Below are 16,000 nucleotides of genomic sequence, written 5' to 3' on the forward strand. Positions count from 1 at the left end.
CGATCATGGCCTACTCGTTTACCGAGAAGAAACGCATCCGCAAGGATTTTGGCAAGCGTCCACCCGTACTGGGTGTGCCGAACCTGCTGACCATCCAGACCGATTCCTACCGGGAGTTTCTGCAGGAGCATGTCGCGCCCAAACAGCGCGGCGAAAAGGGTCTGCATGCCGCGTTGAAGTCAGTATTCCCGATTTCCAGCTATTCGGGCAATGCGGCGCTTGAGTATGTCGACTACCGCCTGGGCGAGCCGGCATTCGACGAGCGCGAGTGCCGCAATCGCGGCATGACCTACGGCGCACCGCTGCGTACCACCGTGCGCCTGGTGATCTACGACAAGGATAGCCCGGCCTCGAAGAAGGTGGTCAAGTACATCAAGGAGCAGGAGGTCTACATGGGCGAGATTCCGCTCATGACCGACACCGGCACCTTCATCATCAACGGCACCGAGCGGGTCATCGTTTCGCAGCTGCATCGTTCGCCCGGCGTGTTCTTCGATCACGACCGCGGCAAGACGCACAGCTCGGGCAAGCTGCTGTTCTCGGCTCGCGTGATCCCTTACCGCGGCTCCTGGCTGGACTTCGAGTTCGACCCGAAGGACGCGCTGTTCACCCGCATCGACCGTCGCCGCAAGCTGCCGGTGACGGTGTTGCTGCGCGCGCTCGGCTACAACAACGAGGAGATGCTGGGCATCTTCTTCGAGCACAACGTGTTCCACCTCGGCAAGAAGGGCACCACCACGCTGGAGCTGGTCGCCGAGCGCCTGCGCGGCGAGACCCTGAGCTTTGATCTGGCCATCGGTGGCAAGGTGCTGGTCGAGGCGGGCAAGCGCATCACTGCGCGCCACGTGCGCCAGCTGGCGGCCGAGGACATCACCGCGCTGGAAGTGCCGGACGACTATCCGGTCGGCCGCATCCTGGCCACCGATATCGTGGACGGCAACACCGGCGAGTTGCTGGCTTCGGCCAACGACGAGATCACGGCCGAGCAGATGGAGGCGTTCCGCAAGGCCGGCATCGAGACGATACCGACGCTGTACGTGAACGACCTCGATCGTGGCGCCTACATCTCGCACACCCTGCGCATCGACAACACCAAGACGCCGCTCGAGGCGCTGGTGGAAATCTATCGCATGATGCGTCCGGGCGAGCCGCCGACCAAGGATGCGGCGCAGAACCTGTTCTTCAACCTGTTCTTCACCTTCGATCGCTACGACCTGTCGGGCGTGGGCCGGATGAAGTTCAACCGCCGCGTGGGCCGCAAGGAAATCCTCGGTCCGGGCGTGCTGTACGACCACAAGTTCTTCAGCGAGCGCAAGGAAGAGGCCTCGCAGAACCTGGTCAAGGAACAGGGCGAGACGTCTGACATCCTCGACGTGCTGAAGGTGCTGATCGACATCAAGAACGGTCATGGCACCGTCGATGACATCGATCACCTGGGCAACCGCCGCGTACGTTCGGTCGGCGAAATGGCCGAGAACACCTTCCGCATCGGCCTGGTGCGCGTCGAGCGCGCGGTGCGCGAGCGTCTGTCGCTGGCCGAGGCCGATGGCCTGACCCCGCAGGACCTGATCAACGCCAAGCCGGTGGCGGCGGCGGTGAAGGAGTTCTTCGGCTCCTCGCAGCTGTCCCAGTTCATGGATCAGAACAACCCGTTGTCGGAAGTCACCCACAAGCGTCGTGTCTCCGCGCTCGGGCCGGGCGGCCTGACCCGCGAACGCGCCGGCTTCGAGGTGCGCGACGTGCATCCGACTCATTACGGCCGCGTCTGCACCATCGAAACGCCGGAAGGCCCGAACATCGGCCTGATCAACTCGCTGGCCGTGTATGCCCGCACCAACTCGTACGGCTTCCTCGAGACGCCGTACCGCAAGGTGGCGAACAGCAAGGTCACCGACAAGGTCGACTATCTGTCGGCGATCGAGGAAGGCGATCACGTGATCGCCCAGGCGAACTCGCCGCTGGACAAGCACGGCGGTTTCGTCGAGGACTTCGTGTCCTGCCGTTTTCGTGGCGAATCCGAGCTGCGTCCGGCAGCCGAAGTCGACTACATGGACGTCTCGCCGATGCAGACCGTGTCGGTCGCCGCGGCGCTGGTGCCGTTCCTCGAGCACGACGATGCGAACCGCGCCCTGATGGGTGCGAACATGCAGCGCCAGGCCGTGCCGACCCTGCGTTCGCAGACCCCGCTGGTAGGTACCGGTATCGAACGCGCCGTGGCGCGCGACTCCGGCGTCATCGTCAGCGCCAAGCGCGGCGGCGTGATCGACCAGGTCGACGCGGCCCGTATCGTGGTGCGTGTGAACGAGGAAGAGGTCGGCGACAACGACGCCGGCGTCGACATCTACACGCTGACCAAGTACACCCGTTCCAACCAGAACACCAACCTCAACCAGCGCCCGCTGGTGAACGTCGGTGACGTGGTGGCGAAGGGCGACACGCTGGCCGACGGTTCGTCGACCGACCTGGGCGAGCTCGCGCTCGGCCAGAACATGCTGATCGCGTTCATGCCGTGGAACGGTTACAACTTCGAGGATTCCATCCTCTTGTCCGAACGCGTCGTGCAGGAAGACCGCTATACCTCGATCCACATCGAGGAGCTGTCCTGCATCGCCCGTGACACCAAGCTGGGTGCCGAGGAAATCACCGCCGACATCCCGAACGTGGGCGAGCAGGCGCTGGCGCGCCTGGACGAGTCCGGCATCGTGTACATCGGTGCGGAAGTGAAGGCCGGCGACATCATGGTCGGCAAGGTCACGCCCAAGGGCGAGAGCCAGCTGACACCGGAAGAGAAGCTGCTGCGCGCGATCTTCGGCGAGAAGGCGTCCGATGTGAAGGACAGCTCGCTGCGCGTGCCGCCGGGCATGGACGGCACCGTCATCGACGTGCAGGTGTTCACCCGCGACGGCATCGAGAAGGACAAGCGCGCCAAGCAGATCGAGGAAACCGAGGTCAAGCGGATCCGCAAGGATCTGGACGACCAGTTCCGCATCCTGGAAGGTGCGATCTACAGCCGCATGCGTACCCAGCTCGTCGGCAAGTCCGCGATGAGCGGCCCGGGCGGGCTCAAGCGCGGCACCGAGATCACCGACGCCTACCTGGACGGCCTGAAGAAGGACGACTGGTTCAAGATCAACGTCAAGGACGAGGAAGTCACCGAGTTCCTCGAGCGCGCGGCTGATCAGGTCAAGCGTCACAAGGAAGAGTTCGACAAGCGCTTCAAGGAGAAGCAGGGCAAGATCACCCAGGGCGACGATCTGGCACCGGGCGTGCTGAAGATGGTCAAGGTGTTCCTGGCCGTGAAGCGTCGCATCCAGCCGGGTGACAAGATGGCCGGTCGCCACGGCAACAAGGGCGTGGTCTCGAACGTGGTGCCGGTGGAAGACATGCCGTACTCCGCCGACGGCGTGCCGGTCGACATCGTGCTGAATCCGCTGGGCGTGCCCTCGCGCATGAACATCGGGCAGATTCTGGAAGTCCATCTGGGCTGGGCCGCGAAGGGCCTGGGCAAGAAGATCCAGAAGATGCTCGAGGCGCAGGAGAAGGTCGCCAAGATCCGCGAGTTCCTCGACCAGATCTACAACAGCCACGTGGCGGGTGCCGTGCAGTACGTCGACCTGAAGTCGCTCACCGACAAGGAGATCTTCACGCTCGCCACCAATCTGCAGGAAGGCGTGCCGATGGCGACGCCGGTGTTCGATGGTGCGGAAGAGACCGAGATCAAGGCGATGCTGAAGCTGGCGGATCTGCCCGAGTCGGGCCAGACCACGCTGTACGACGGCCGTACCGGCGAGGCATTCGATCGCCCGGTCACCGTGGGCTACATGCACTACCTGAAGCTCAACCACCTGGTCGACGACAAGATGCATGCGCGTTCCACCGGCCCGTACTCGCTGGTTACCCAGCAGCCGTTGGGCGGCAAGGCCCAGTTCGGCGGCCAGCGCTTCGGCGAGATGGAGGTCTGGGCGCTGGAAGCCTACGGCGCGGCGTACACCCTGCAGGAAATGCTGACGGTGAAGTCCGATGACGTGCAGGGCCGCAACCAGATGTACAAGAACATTGTCGACGGTAACCACGAGATGACTGCTGGTATGCCGGAATCCTTCAATGTGCTGGTGAAGGAAATCCGCTCGCTCGCCATCAACATCGATCTGGAAGAGATCAAGTGACCCGCGCAGTCACAGGAGCCATGCAATGAAAGACCTGCTCAATCTGTTCAACCAGCAGCGCGCGACGCCGGATTTTGACGCGATCAAGATCGCGTTGGCCTCGCCGGAGCTGATCCGTTCGTGGTCGTACGGCGAAGTGAAGAAGCCGGAAACCATCAACTACCGTACCTTCAAGCCGGAGCGTGACGGCCTGTTCTGCGCCGCCATCTTCGGTCCGGTGAAGGACTACGAGTGCCTGTGCGGCAAGTACAAGCGCATGAAGCATCGCGGCGTGGTCTGCGAGAAGTGCGGCACCGAGGTCACCCTGGCCAAGGTGCGTCGCGAGCGCATGGGCCACATCGAGCTGGCCAGCCCGACCGCGCACATCTGGTTCCTCAAGTCGCTGCCTTCGCGCATCGGCCTGATGCTGGACATGACGCTGCGCGACATCGAGCGCATCCTGTACTTCGAAGCCTTCGTGGTGATCGATCCGGGCATGACCGCGCTCGAGCGCGGCCAGTTGCTCAGCGAAGACCAGTACCTTGAAGCGACCGAAGAGCACGGCGACGAGTTCGACGCGCGCATGGGTGCCGAGGCGGTGTTCCACTTGCTGAAGTCGCTCGACCTGCCGGGCGAAGTCATCCGCCTGAAGGAAGAGATCACCTCGACCAACTCCGAGACCAAGCTGAAGCGGCTGACCAAGCGCGTGAAGCTGATCGAGGCGTTCCTCGAATCCGGCAACAAGCCGGAGTGGATGGTGCTGACCGTGTTGCCGGTGCTGCCGCCGGACCTGCGTCCGCTGGTGCCGCTGGACGGTGGTCGTTTCGCGACGTCCGACCTGAACGATCTGTATCGCCGCGTGATCAACCGCAACAACCGCCTGAAGCGTCTGCTCGAGCTCAATGCGCCCGACATCATCGTGCGCAACGAGAAGCGCATGCTGCAGGAATCGGTCGATGCGCTGCTCGACAACGGCCGCCGCGGCCGTGCCATCACCGGCACGAACAAGCGCGCGCTGAAGTCGCTGGCCGACATGATCAAGGGCAAGCAGGGCCGCTTCCGTCAGAACCTGCTCGGCAAGCGCGTGGACTACTCCGGTCGTTCGGTGATCGTGGTCGGTCCGACCCTGCGCCTGCACCAGTGCGGTCTGCCCAAGAAGATGGCGCTGGAGCTGTTCAAGCCGTTCATCTTCGCGAAGCTGCAGGCACGTGGCGAAGCCACCACGATCAAGGCGGCGAAGAAGCTGGTCGAGCGCGAGGAGGCCCAGGTCTGGGACATCCTCGAGGAAGTGATCCGCGAACATCCGGTGCTGCTGAACCGTGCGCCGACGCTGCATCGCCTGGGCATCCAGGCGTTCGAGCCGAAGCTGATCGAGGGCAAGGCGATCCAGCTGCATCCGCTGGTCTGTACCGCGTTCAACGCCGACTTCGATGGCGATCAGATGGCCGTCCATGTGCCGCTGTCGATCGAGGCACAGCTCGAAGCGCGTACGCTGATGATGTCGTCCAACAACATCCTCAGCCCGGCCAACGGCGAGCCGATCATCGTGCCGACCCAGGACGTCGTGCTGGGTCTGTATTACATGACCCGCGAGCTGATCAACGTCAAGGGCACGGGCATGGTGTTCTCGGGCATTGGCGAGGCACGCCGCGCCTATGACAATCGTGCCGTCGAGCTGCATGCCAAGGTCAAGGTGCGCCTGAAGCTGGTGCACATTGCCGAGGACGGCACGCGCACGCACGAAACCAAGATCGTCGACACCACCGTGGGCCGTGCGCTGCTGGCGGAAATCCTGCCGGAGGGCCTGCCGTTCGAGCTGGCCAACACCGAGCTGACCAAGAAGAACATCTCGCGCCTGATCAACTCCAGCTATCGCCTGCTGGGCCTGAAGGAAACCGTGGTCTTCGCCGACAAGCTGATGTACACCGGCTATCGCTTCGCCACGCGTGCGGGTATCTCGATCGGCATCGATGACATGCTGATTCCGGCCGAGAAGAAGCCGATCCTGGAAGAGGCCGAGAAGGAAGTCGTCGAGATCCAGCAGCAGTACCAGTCGGGCCTGGTCACCGCCGGCGAACGCTACAACAAGGTGGTCGATATCTGGTCGCGCACCAGCGAACTGGTCGCCAAGGCGATGATCGACGGCATCGGCACCGAGAAGGTGATGGATGTCGACGGCAAGATGGTCAATCAGAAGTCGATGAACTCGCTGTACATCATGGCGGACTCCGGCGCCCGCGGCTCGGTGGCGCAGATTCGTCAGCTGGCCGGCATGCGCGGTCTGATGGCCCGTCCGGATGGCTCGATCATCGAGACGCCGATCAAGGCGAACTTCCGCGAAGGCCTGAACGTGCTGCAGTACTTCAACTCCACCCACGGTGCCCGTAAGGGTCTGGCGGATACGGCGTTGAAGACCGCGAACTCGGGTTACCTGACCCGCCGCCTGGTCGACGTGGCGCAGGACGTGGTGATCACCATGGACGACTGCGGCACCGAGAACGGTGTGATCATGCAGCCGATCGTGGAAGGCGGCGACGTGGTCGAGCCGTTGCGCGAGCGCGTGCTGGGTCGTGTGGTGGTCGAGGACGTCTACGCCCCCGGCGACGACGATCAGCCGATCGTCACCCGCGACACCCTGCTCAACGAGGCCCTGGTCGAGAAACTCGACAAGGCCGGCGTGCAGGTGCTGAAGGTGCGTTCGCCGATCACCTGCCAGGCCACGCATGGCGTGTGCAAGCTCTGCTACGGCCGGGATCTGGCGCGCGGTCACCTGGTCAACATGGGCGAGGCCGTGGGTGTGGTCGCCGCGCAGTCGATCGGTGAGCCGGGTACCCAGCTGACCATGCGTACGTTCCACATCGGTGGTGCGGCTTCGCGTGCGGCGGCGGTGGACAACGTGACGGTGAAGACCACCGGTTCGCTGAAGTTCAACAACCTCAAGTCGGTGCAGCACAAGCAGGGTCACCTGGTTGCGGTATCGCGTTCCGGCGAGCTGAGCGTGATCGACACCAGCGGCCGCGAGCGTGAGCGCTACAAGGTGCCCTACGGCGCGATCATCGCGGTCAAGGACGGCGCTCCGGTCAAGCCGGGCCAGACCGTCGCCAACTGGGATCCGCATACCCATCCGATCGTCACCGAGGTGGCCGGTGTGGTGCGCTTCATCGACTTCCTCGATGGCGTCACCGTGCAGAGCCAGACCGACGAGTTGACCGGTCTGGAATCGGCCGTGGTCACCGATCCGAAGCGGCGCGGCGCGCAGGCAAAGGACCTGCGTCCGATCGTGCGCCTGGAAGATGCCAAGGGCCGGGAGCTCAAGTTGCCGGGCACCGACATTGCGGCGCAGTACTTCCTGCCCGCCGGTGCCATCGTGTCGATCCAGAACGGTGCCGAAGTGGGCGTGGGCGACGTGGTGGCACGTATCCCGCAGGAGAGCTCGAAGACCCGCGACATCACCGGTGGTCTGCCGCGCGTGGCCGATCTGTTCGAGGCACGCAAGCCGAAGGAGCCGGCGATCCTGGCCGAGCGCTCGGGCATCATCAGCTTCGGCAAGGACACCAAGGGCAAGCAGCGCCTGGTGATCAAGGATGTCGACGGCAACGAGCATGAGGAGCTGATTCCGAAATGGCGTCAGGTCATCGTGTTCGAGGGCGAGCACGTGGAGAAGGGCGAAACCGTCGTCGACGGCGAGCCAAGCCCGCATGACATCCTGCGCCTGTTGGGCGTGGAGCCGCTGGCCTCGTACCTGGTCAAGGAGATCCAGGACGTGTACCGCCTGCAGGGCGTGAAGATCAACGACAAGCACATCGAGGCGATCATTCGCCAGATGCTGCGCAAGGTCGAGATCGTCGAGCCGGGCGACAGCCATTACCTGCGTGGCGAGCAGATCGAGCGGGTGCGCATCAATGGCGAGAACGACCGTGCGATCGCCAAGGGTGAGCGTCCGGCCGAGTACCAGTCGATCCTGCTGGGCATCACCAAGGCTTCGCTGGCGACCGAGTCGTTCATTTCGGCGGCTTCGTTCCAGGAGACCACCCGGGTTCTGACCGAGGCGGCGGTGCGTGGCACGCGTGATACCTTGCGCGGCTTGAAGGAAAATGTTATCGTCGGCCGTCTTATTCCGGCAGGTACAGGCTTGGCGTACCACGCAGCGCGTCGTCGTCAGGGTGGTTTGACCGCCACGGAGCTGGAGACTCTCTCCATTTCCACGCCTACCGCCTCGTTTGCCGAGGTTCCGGCCGGTAGCGATAACGGTGTCGAGTAAGCCCGTCCAGGGTTCTGCTCGCTAACATACGAAATGAGGTGCATGGACGCACCTCGTGTTCGGGTCAGGGACGGCAGAGCGCCGGCTTGCCTATGGCAAGCTGCTCATGTTAAATTCCCGCTTCTTGGCAGACCGAGCTTGATCGGGCTGCCTTTATGTTTTCAGGAACAGCTTCGCATGACGACAGTCAACCAATTGGTGCGCAAATCCCGCAGCCCCAAGACCTACAAGAGTGGGTCGCCGGCTCTGCAGAGCAGCCCGCAGCGTCGTGGCGTCTGCACGCGCGTTTACACGACCACCCCGAAAAAGCCGAACTCGGCCTTGCGCAAGGTTGCCAAGGTACGCCTGACCAACGGCTTCGAGATCATCAGCTACATCGGCGGTGAAGGTCACAATCTGCAGGAGCACTCGGTGGTGCTGATCCGCGGCGGTCGCGTCAAGGATCTGCCCGGTGTGCGTTACCACACGGTGCGCGGCAGCCTCGATTGCGCTGGTGTCACCAAGCGTCGTCAATCGCGCTCGAAGTACGGCGCCAAGCGCCCGAAGAAGTAAAGGACTCGAAACATGTCGCGTAAAGGTTCACATCCCGCCCGTCTGGTTCTGCCGGATCCCAAGCATGGCAGCCAGCTGATCGCCCGTTTCATCAACATGGTGATGAAGAGCGGCAAGAAGTCCGTGGCTGAAAGCATCGTTTACGGTGCGCTGCAGCACATCGGCGAGAAAAATGCGGAGCCGGTGGCTCTGGTCGAGAAGGCGCTCAACAACATCGCTCCCGCGGTCGAGGTGAAGTCTCGCCGGGTCGGCGGCGCCACGTACCAGGTGCCGGTGGAAGTGCGTCCGGGTCGCCGTATGGCGCTGGCGATGCGCTGGGTCATCGACGCCGCCCGCAAGCGCGGCGAAACCTCGATGCCGCGCAAGCTGGCAGCGGAGCTGCTGGAGGCTTCGGAAAGCCGCGGCGGCGCGGCGAAGAAGCGTGAAGAGACGCACCGCATGGCGGAAGCCAACAAGGCTTTCTCGCATTACCGCTGGTAAGCGCCGCTGGCTCGGATGAGCGCCGCTTCAGCAAGCACGATCAGAGGTTAGACCCGTGGCACGCACCACTCCCATCGAACGCTACCGCAATTTCGGCATCATGGCCCACATCGATGCCGGGAAGACCACGACCACGGAGCGCATCCTGTTCTACACCGGCGTCAGTCACAAGATTGGCGAAGTGCATGACGGTGCAGCCACGATGGACTGGATGGAGCAGGAGCAGGAGCGTGGCATCACCATTACGTCGGCGGCAACGACGGCGTTCTGGAAGGGTATGGACGGTACGTTGGAGCAGCACCGCTTCAACATCATCGACACGCCCGGGCACGTGGATTTCACGATCGAGGTCGAGCGTTCGCTGCGCGTGCTGGATGGCGCGGTGTTCGTGCTCTGCGCGGTCGGTGGCGTGCAGCCGCAGTCCGAGACCGTCTGGCGCCAGGCCAACAAGTACAAGGTCCCGCGGCTGGCGTTCGTCAACAAGATGGATCGCACCGGGGCCAATTTCGACAAGGTCGTCGGTCAGCTGAAGGCGCGCCTTGGCGCGCGCGCGGTGCCGATGCAGGTACCGATCGGTGCCGAGGAAGGTTTCGAGGGTGTGGTCGACCTGCTGAAGATGAAGGCGGTCGTCTGGGACATGGAGTCCCAGGGCATGAAGTTCGAGTACCGGGAAATTCCCGAGGACCTGAAGGACATCGTCGACGAAGCGCGCAGTTACATGGTCGAGGCGGCAGCCGAGACATCCGAAGAGCTGATGAACAAGTACCTCGAAGAGGGTTCGCTCTCCGAGGACGAGATCGTTGCAGGTATCCGCGCCGGCACACTGGCCAACGAGCTGATCCCGGTTTACTGCGGTACCGCGTTCAAGAACAAGGGCGTACAGGCCATGCTGGACGGCGTGGTGCAGTTGCTGCCGTCGCCGGCCGACCGCCCGCCCGTGCCGGGACTGGACGAGAACGAGGAAGAGACGTCGCGCGTTGCGGGCGACGACCAGCCGTTCTCGGCGCTGGCCTTCAAGATCATGACCGACCCGTTCGTCGGCTCGCTGACCTTCTTCCGGGTCTATTCGGGCACGCTGAAGTCGGGCGATGCGGTATACAACCCGATCAAGAGCAAGAAAGAGCGCATCGGTCGTTTGTTGCAGATGCACTCCAACGAGCGCAAGGAACTGAAGGAAGTCTGCGCGGGCGACATCGCCGCCGCTGTTGGCCTGAAAGACGTGACCACCGGCGACACCTTGTGCGCGCAGGATCACATCATCACGCTCGAGCGAATGGTTTTCCCGGAGCCGGTGATCGCCATGGCGGTCGAGCCGAAGACCAAGGCGGACCAGGAGAAGATGGGCATCGCGCTGGGGCGTCTCGCATCGGAGGATCCGTCCTTCCGGGTGCGCACCGACGAAGAATCCGGTCAGACGATCATTGCCGGCATGGGTGAATTGCACCTGGACATCCTGGTCGACCGCATGCGCCGCGAGTTCAATGTCGAGGCGAACGTCGGCAAGCCGCAGGTGGCGTATCGCGAGACGATCCGCAAGACGGTCAAGCAGGATTACAAGCACGCCAAGCAGTCGGGCGGCAAGGGTCAGTACGGTCACGTGGTGATCGAGCTGATTCCGCAGGAGCGGGGCAAGGGTTACGAGTTCGAGAATGCGATTTCCGGCGGTGTGATTCCGAAGGAATTCATTCCAGCGGTCGACAAGGGCATCCTGGAAACCATCACCAGCGGTCCGCTCGCCGGTTATCCGGTGGTCGACGTCAAGGTTCGCCTGGTCGACGGTTCGTACCACGATGTCGACTCGTCCGAGATGGCTTTCAAGCTGGCCGCTTCGATGGCCTTCAAGGAAGGTTTCCGCAAGGCCGATCCGGTGTTGCTCGAGCCGATCATGAAGATAGAAGTCGTGACGCCCGAAGACTACATGGGCGACGTGATGGGCGATCTCAGTCGCCGTCGCGGCGTGCTCCGGGGCTCCGACGATACGCCGTCAGGCAAGGTCATCGACGCTACGGTGCCGCTGGGCGAGATGTTCGGTTACGCCACCAGTCTGCGTTCACAGAGCCAGGGTCGAGCCACCTTCACGATGGAATTCGACCATTACGCCGAAGCGCCGAGCAATATTGCCGAACAGGTCATGAAGAAGGCCTGATAGGGCCGATCTTTTCCGAATAACTACAGTTCTTTTGAGGTTTGAGTCATGGCAAAGGGTAAATTCGAACGCACCAAGCCGCACGTCAACGTCGGCACGATTGGTCACGTGGATCACGGCAAGACGACGCTGACGGCGGCACTGACGAAGGTTGGTGCGGAACGTTTCGGCGGCGAGTTCAAGGACTACAGCTCGATCGATGCGGCGCCGGAAGAGAAGGCACGTGGCATCACGATCTCGACCGCGCACGTGGAATACGAGTCGCCGAAGCGCCATTACGCGCACGTCGACTGCCCGGGCCATGCGGATTATGTGAAGAACATGATCACCGGTGCGGCGCAGATGGACGGAGCGATCCTGGTGTGCTCGGCCGCGGACGGCCCGATGCCGCAGACGCGCGAGCACATCCTGCTGTCGCGTCAGGTCGGTGTGCCGTACATCGTGGTCTACCTGAACAAGGCGGACATGGTGGACGACGCCGAGCTGCTCGAGCTGGTGGAGATGGAAGTTCGCGAGCTGCTGAGCAAGTACGAGTTCCCGGGCGACGACACCCCGATGATCCATGGTTCGGCCAAGCTGGCACTGGAAGGCGACCAGAGCGAGATCGGCGTGCCGTCGATCATCAAGCTGGTGGACGCGCTGGACAGCTACATCCCGGAGCCGGTGCGCGTGATCGACCGCCCGTTCCTGATGCCGGTGGAAGACGTGTTCTCGATCTCCGGCCGCGGCACCGTGGTGACCGGTCGTATCGAGCGCGGCATCATCAAGGTCGGCGACGAAATCGAAGTGGTCGGTATCCGCGACACGCAGAAGACCACGGTCACCGGCGTGGAAATGTTCCGCAAGCTGCTGGATCAGGGTCAGGCGGGCGACAACGCCGGTCTGCTGCTGCGCGGCCTGAAGCGTGACGACGTGGAGCGTGGCCAGGTGCTGGCCAAGCCGGGCACGATCACCCCGCATACGGACTTCGAGGCCGAGGTGTATGTGCTGTCGAAGGACGAGGGTGGCCGTCATACGCCGTTCTTCAAGGGTTACCGCCCGCAGTTCTACTTCCGCACGACCGACGTGACCGGCGCCTGCCAGTTGCCGGAAGGCGTGGAGATGGTGATGCCTGGCGACAACGTGAAGATGGTGGTGAGCCTGATCCACCCGATCGCGATGGACGAGGGCCTGCGTTTCGCCATCCGCGAAGGCGGCCGTACCGTCGGCGCCGGCGTGGTGGCCAAGGTCATCAAGTAAGAAATCTGGTGCGCATACCGGGGTCGCTTACCATGGCGACCCGGGTTCGGACGGGCGTTGAACCTGTCTCGCGCCGCGCGGTGGTGCCCGCGGAAGGAAATTTCCCCGGGTCACTTCACTAAGTGGATATTTGCAGGTATACTTCGCAGCTTGCTTGTCGACAGGGGCACGATCCCGGTCGACCTACCGCGAAATGAGGCACAGGACGTGCTTCGAGTTCGCAGGCCGGGATGGCCCTCGCAATTCGGTGTAGTCACAGGGTCCGCCCTGTCGATCACGATGACTTGCGCGATTGGCAATGAATGTCCAGGCGAGCCTCTTTGTGCTCGCTTGGCGTTTTCGAGTTGGGGTCGCGGGTTTTGTTCGCGACCACTGATGTGGTGGCAAAGGGTTGTGCGAGGCGGTGAGAAGCCGCTTCGTTTCACATTACGTTCTTTCGACAACAGGACACGGTTATGGCGAACCAGAAGATTCGGATTCGGCTGAAGGCGTACGATCATCGTCTGATCGACCGCTCGGCCAGCGAGATCGTCGAGACGGCAAAGCGCACGGGTGCCACGGTACTCGGCCCGATTCCGCTTCCGACCAAGATCGAGCGTTACACCATCCTGACGTCGCCGCACGTCGACAAGGATGCACGCGACCAGTACGAGACCCGTACGCACAAGCGTGTGCTCGATATCGTCGACCCGAACGACAAAACCGTGGACGCGCTCATGAAGCTTGATCTCGCCGCTGGCGTCGATGTTCAGATCAAGCTCGGTTGAGCGACAGACAGGATACGAAGATGAGTATCGGATTGGTGGGCCGCAAATGCGGCATGAGCCGGCTCTTCACTGAAGATGGCCACTCGATTCCGGTGACGCTGATCGAAGCGACGCCGAACCGGGTGACCCAGTTGAAGACGGACGACAACGATGGCTACAGCGCCGTCCAGGTTTCGGTGGGCACCAAGCGCGCCAACCTGCTGACGCAGCCGCTGAAGGGTCACTACGCGAAGGCCAAGGTTGAGCCGGGTCGTGGTCTGTGGGAGTTCCGCGTGTCTGCCGACGACCTCGGCAAGTACACTGTGGGCGCCGAGATCAAGGCTGACGACGTGTTCACGGTCGGTCAGATCGTCGATGTCGCCGGCGTGTCCAAGGGCAAGGGCTTCCAGGGCACGATCAAGCGCTGGAACTTCAAGATGGGTGACGCCACCCACGGTAACTCGCTGTCGCATCGCGCACCGGGCTCCATTGGTCAGCGTCAGACCCCGGGTCGCGTGTTCCCCGGCAAGAAAATGTCCGGCCACATGGGTGCGGTGAATCGCACGCAGCAGGGTCTGGAAGTAGTCAAGGTCGATGCTGAGCGTCACCTGATTGCGGTGAAGGGCGCGGTGCCGGGTGCAACCGGTGGCGACGTCATTATCCGCCCGACGATGAAGGGTTGAGGAGACCGCCATGGAACTGAATGTCATTGGCGCCAAGTCGCTCAACGTGTCGGACGAAGTGTTCGGCGGTGAGTACAAGAAGGCCCTGGTTCATCAGGTCGTTGTCGCCTACCAGGCGGCCGGCCGTGCCGGCACCCAGTCGCAGCTGTCGCGCGGCGAGATGTCCGGTACCACCAAGAAATTCAAGAAGCAGAAGGGCGGCGGCGCCCGCCACGGTGATTACCGTGCTCCGATCTTCGTCGGTGGTGGCCGCACGTTCGCTGCCAAGCCGCGCAGCTATGAGCAGAAAGTCAACCGCAAGGCCTATCGCGTTGCGATTCGTTCGATCTTCTCCGAACTGGTTCGCCAGGATCGTCTGAAGGTTGTCGAGAGTTTCGGCGTCGAGACGCCGAAGACTTCGGCGATGGTCGCCAAGCTGGCCGAGCTGCAGGTTTCCGGTCGCGTCTTGCTGGTCTCCGAGGATGCTTCCGAGTCGGTGTTCCTGGCTGCTCGCAACATCCCGTATATCCACGTGCTGGATGTGATGGGCCTGAACCCGGTCAGCCTGGTCGGTTCCGACCACGTGGTGATGACGGTTGATGCCGTGAAGAAAGTCGAGGAGTGGCTGGCATGAACAACGAACGCATTCTCGATACTCTGCGCGCGCCGCACATTTCCGAGAAATCGGCACGTCTGGCGGAGCATAACCAGTACGTATTCGTGGTTGCCCCTGCGGCAACCAAGGCCGATGTCCGCGCTGCCGTAGAGAAGCTGTTCGACGTCAAGGTCGAGCAGGTGAACCTCGTTAATACCAAGGGCAAGGTCAAGGCCTTCCGTCAACGCGCTGGTAGTCGCCAGGGCAAGCGCAAGGCCTATGTGCGTCTCGCCGATGGGCAGACCATCGACGTGTCCGCCAAGGCCTGAGCCAGGAGTTTTGTGAGATGGCACTAATCAACCACAAGCCGACCTCGCCGGGCCGTCGCGACGCAGTCAGCGTACGCACGGAAGGCCTGCACAAGGGCGCTCCCTACGCACCCTTGACTGAGTCGCAGTCCCGCACGGGTGGTCGCAACCACCATGGCCGCATCACCGTGCGTCATCGCGGTGGCGGTCACAAGCAGCAATACCGCATCATCGACTTCAAGCGCGACAAGGAGGGCATTGCTGCCCGCGTCGAGCGCATCGAGTATGACCCGAACCGCACCGCGCACATCGCGTTGCTGTGCTACGCCGATGGCGAGCGTCGTTACATCATCGCGCCGAAGGGCGTGCAGGTTGACGATCGCCTGGTATCCGGTCGTGATGCGCCGATCAAGGCCGGCAATTGCCTGCAGCTGCGCAATATCCCGATGGGCAGCACGGTGCATTGCATCGAGCTGCGTCCGGGCAAGGGTGCGCAGATCGCACGCAGCGCCGGTGCCTCGGTGCAGCTGGTGGCTCGCGAGTCCGGTTACGCCACGTTGCGCCTGCGCTCCGGCGAGATGCGTCGCGTCTCGGTCGACTGCCGCGCCACCATCGGCGAAGTCGGCAACGGCGAGCACAGCCTGAAGAAGCTGGGCAAGGCCGGTGCCAAGCGCTGGCTGGGTATTCGTCCCACCGTTCGCGGTGTGGTGATGAACCCGGTCGACCATCCGCACGGCGGTGGTGAAGGCAAGACTTCTGGCGGTCGTCATCCGGTCAGCCCCTGGGGCACGCCGGCCAAGGGCTACAAGACCCGTAACAACAAGCGCACGCAGCAGTTCATCGTGCGTCGTCGTACCAAGTAACAG

11 protein-coding genes are annotated in these 16,000 nt (G+C 62.9%); all 11 read left to right on the plus strand.

All coding sequences use genetic code 11. The features are described 5' to 3' along the window. Nucleotides 1-2 precede the first annotated feature (2 nt). A complete protein-coding gene (gene rpoB / locus ACFPPA_RS03945) occupies nucleotides 3-4,166 on the plus strand; it encodes a DNA-directed RNA polymerase subunit beta (RefSeq protein ID WP_377319443.1) in 4,164 nt (1,387 codons plus the stop codon). 25 nt (nucleotides 4,167-4,191) lie between these two features. Further along, nucleotides 4,192-8,406: a DNA-directed RNA polymerase subunit beta' gene (gene rpoC / locus ACFPPA_RS03950; protein ID WP_377317474.1), complete on the plus strand. Its 4,215-nt coding sequence runs from the start codon at nucleotides 4,192-4,194 to the stop codon at nucleotides 8,404-8,406. 177 nt (nucleotides 8,407-8,583) lie between these two features. Beyond that, on the plus strand, nucleotides 8,584-8,958 hold the full coding sequence (gene rpsL, locus ACFPPA_RS03955) for a 30S ribosomal protein S12 (RefSeq protein ID WP_056386848.1): 375 nt from the start codon (nucleotides 8,584-8,586) through the stop codon (nucleotides 8,956-8,958). A gap of 12 nt (nucleotides 8,959-8,970) precedes the next feature. Beyond that, entirely contained in the window at nucleotides 8,971-9,438 is a 468-nt protein-coding gene (gene rpsG / locus ACFPPA_RS03960) for a 30S ribosomal protein S7 (RefSeq protein WP_007514548.1), read from the plus strand. A 55-nt stretch (nucleotides 9,439-9,493) separates the two neighbouring features. Then, the gene (gene fusA / locus ACFPPA_RS03965) at nucleotides 9,494-11,584 is read left to right on the plus strand and encodes an elongation factor G (protein WP_377317476.1); all 2,091 of its coding nucleotides are present in this window, start codon (nucleotides 9,494-9,496) and stop codon (nucleotides 11,582-11,584) included. A 48-nt stretch (nucleotides 11,585-11,632) separates the two neighbouring features. Beyond that, entirely contained in the window at nucleotides 11,633-12,823 is a 1,191-nt protein-coding gene (gene tuf / locus ACFPPA_RS03970) for an elongation factor Tu (protein WP_377317462.1), read from the plus strand. A 455-nt stretch (nucleotides 12,824-13,278) separates the two neighbouring features. Then, complete coding sequence (gene rpsJ / locus ACFPPA_RS03975; RefSeq protein ID WP_007082173.1) at nucleotides 13,279-13,590, plus strand: 30S ribosomal protein S10; 312 nt, start codon at nucleotides 13,279-13,281, stop codon at nucleotides 13,588-13,590. 20 nt (nucleotides 13,591-13,610) lie between these two features. Beyond that, nucleotides 13,611-14,252: a 50S ribosomal protein L3 gene (gene rplC, locus ACFPPA_RS03980; protein WP_377319444.1), complete on the plus strand. Its 642-nt coding sequence runs from the start codon at nucleotides 13,611-13,613 to the stop codon at nucleotides 14,250-14,252. A 10-nt stretch (nucleotides 14,253-14,262) separates the two neighbouring features. Further along, nucleotides 14,263-14,865 (plus strand): 50S ribosomal protein L4, encoded by a 603-nt coding sequence (gene rplD, locus ACFPPA_RS03985; RefSeq protein ID WP_377317478.1) that lies wholly within the window; start codon nucleotides 14,263-14,265, stop codon nucleotides 14,863-14,865. Further along, nucleotides 14,862-15,155 carry a 50S ribosomal protein L23 gene (gene rplW, locus ACFPPA_RS03990; protein ID WP_056386840.1) on the plus strand — a complete coding sequence of 98 codons (294 nt, stop codon included), beginning with the start codon at nucleotides 14,862-14,864 and terminating at the stop codon, nucleotides 15,153-15,155. The genes rplD and rplW overlap by 4 nt, the downstream gene beginning before the upstream one ends. Before the next feature lie 17 nt (nucleotides 15,156-15,172). Further along, nucleotides 15,173-15,997, plus strand: coding sequence for a 50S ribosomal protein L2 (gene rplB / locus ACFPPA_RS03995; RefSeq protein WP_377317480.1), 825 nt, complete (start codon nucleotides 15,173-15,175; stop codon nucleotides 15,995-15,997). Nucleotides 15,998-16,000: the final 3 nt, after the last annotated feature.

The sequence above is a fragment of the Rhodanobacter ginsengisoli genome (genome assembly GCF_042657065.1).
Taxonomy (GTDB): Bacteria; Pseudomonadota; Gammaproteobacteria; order Xanthomonadales; family Rhodanobacteraceae; genus Rhodanobacter; species Rhodanobacter ginsengisoli.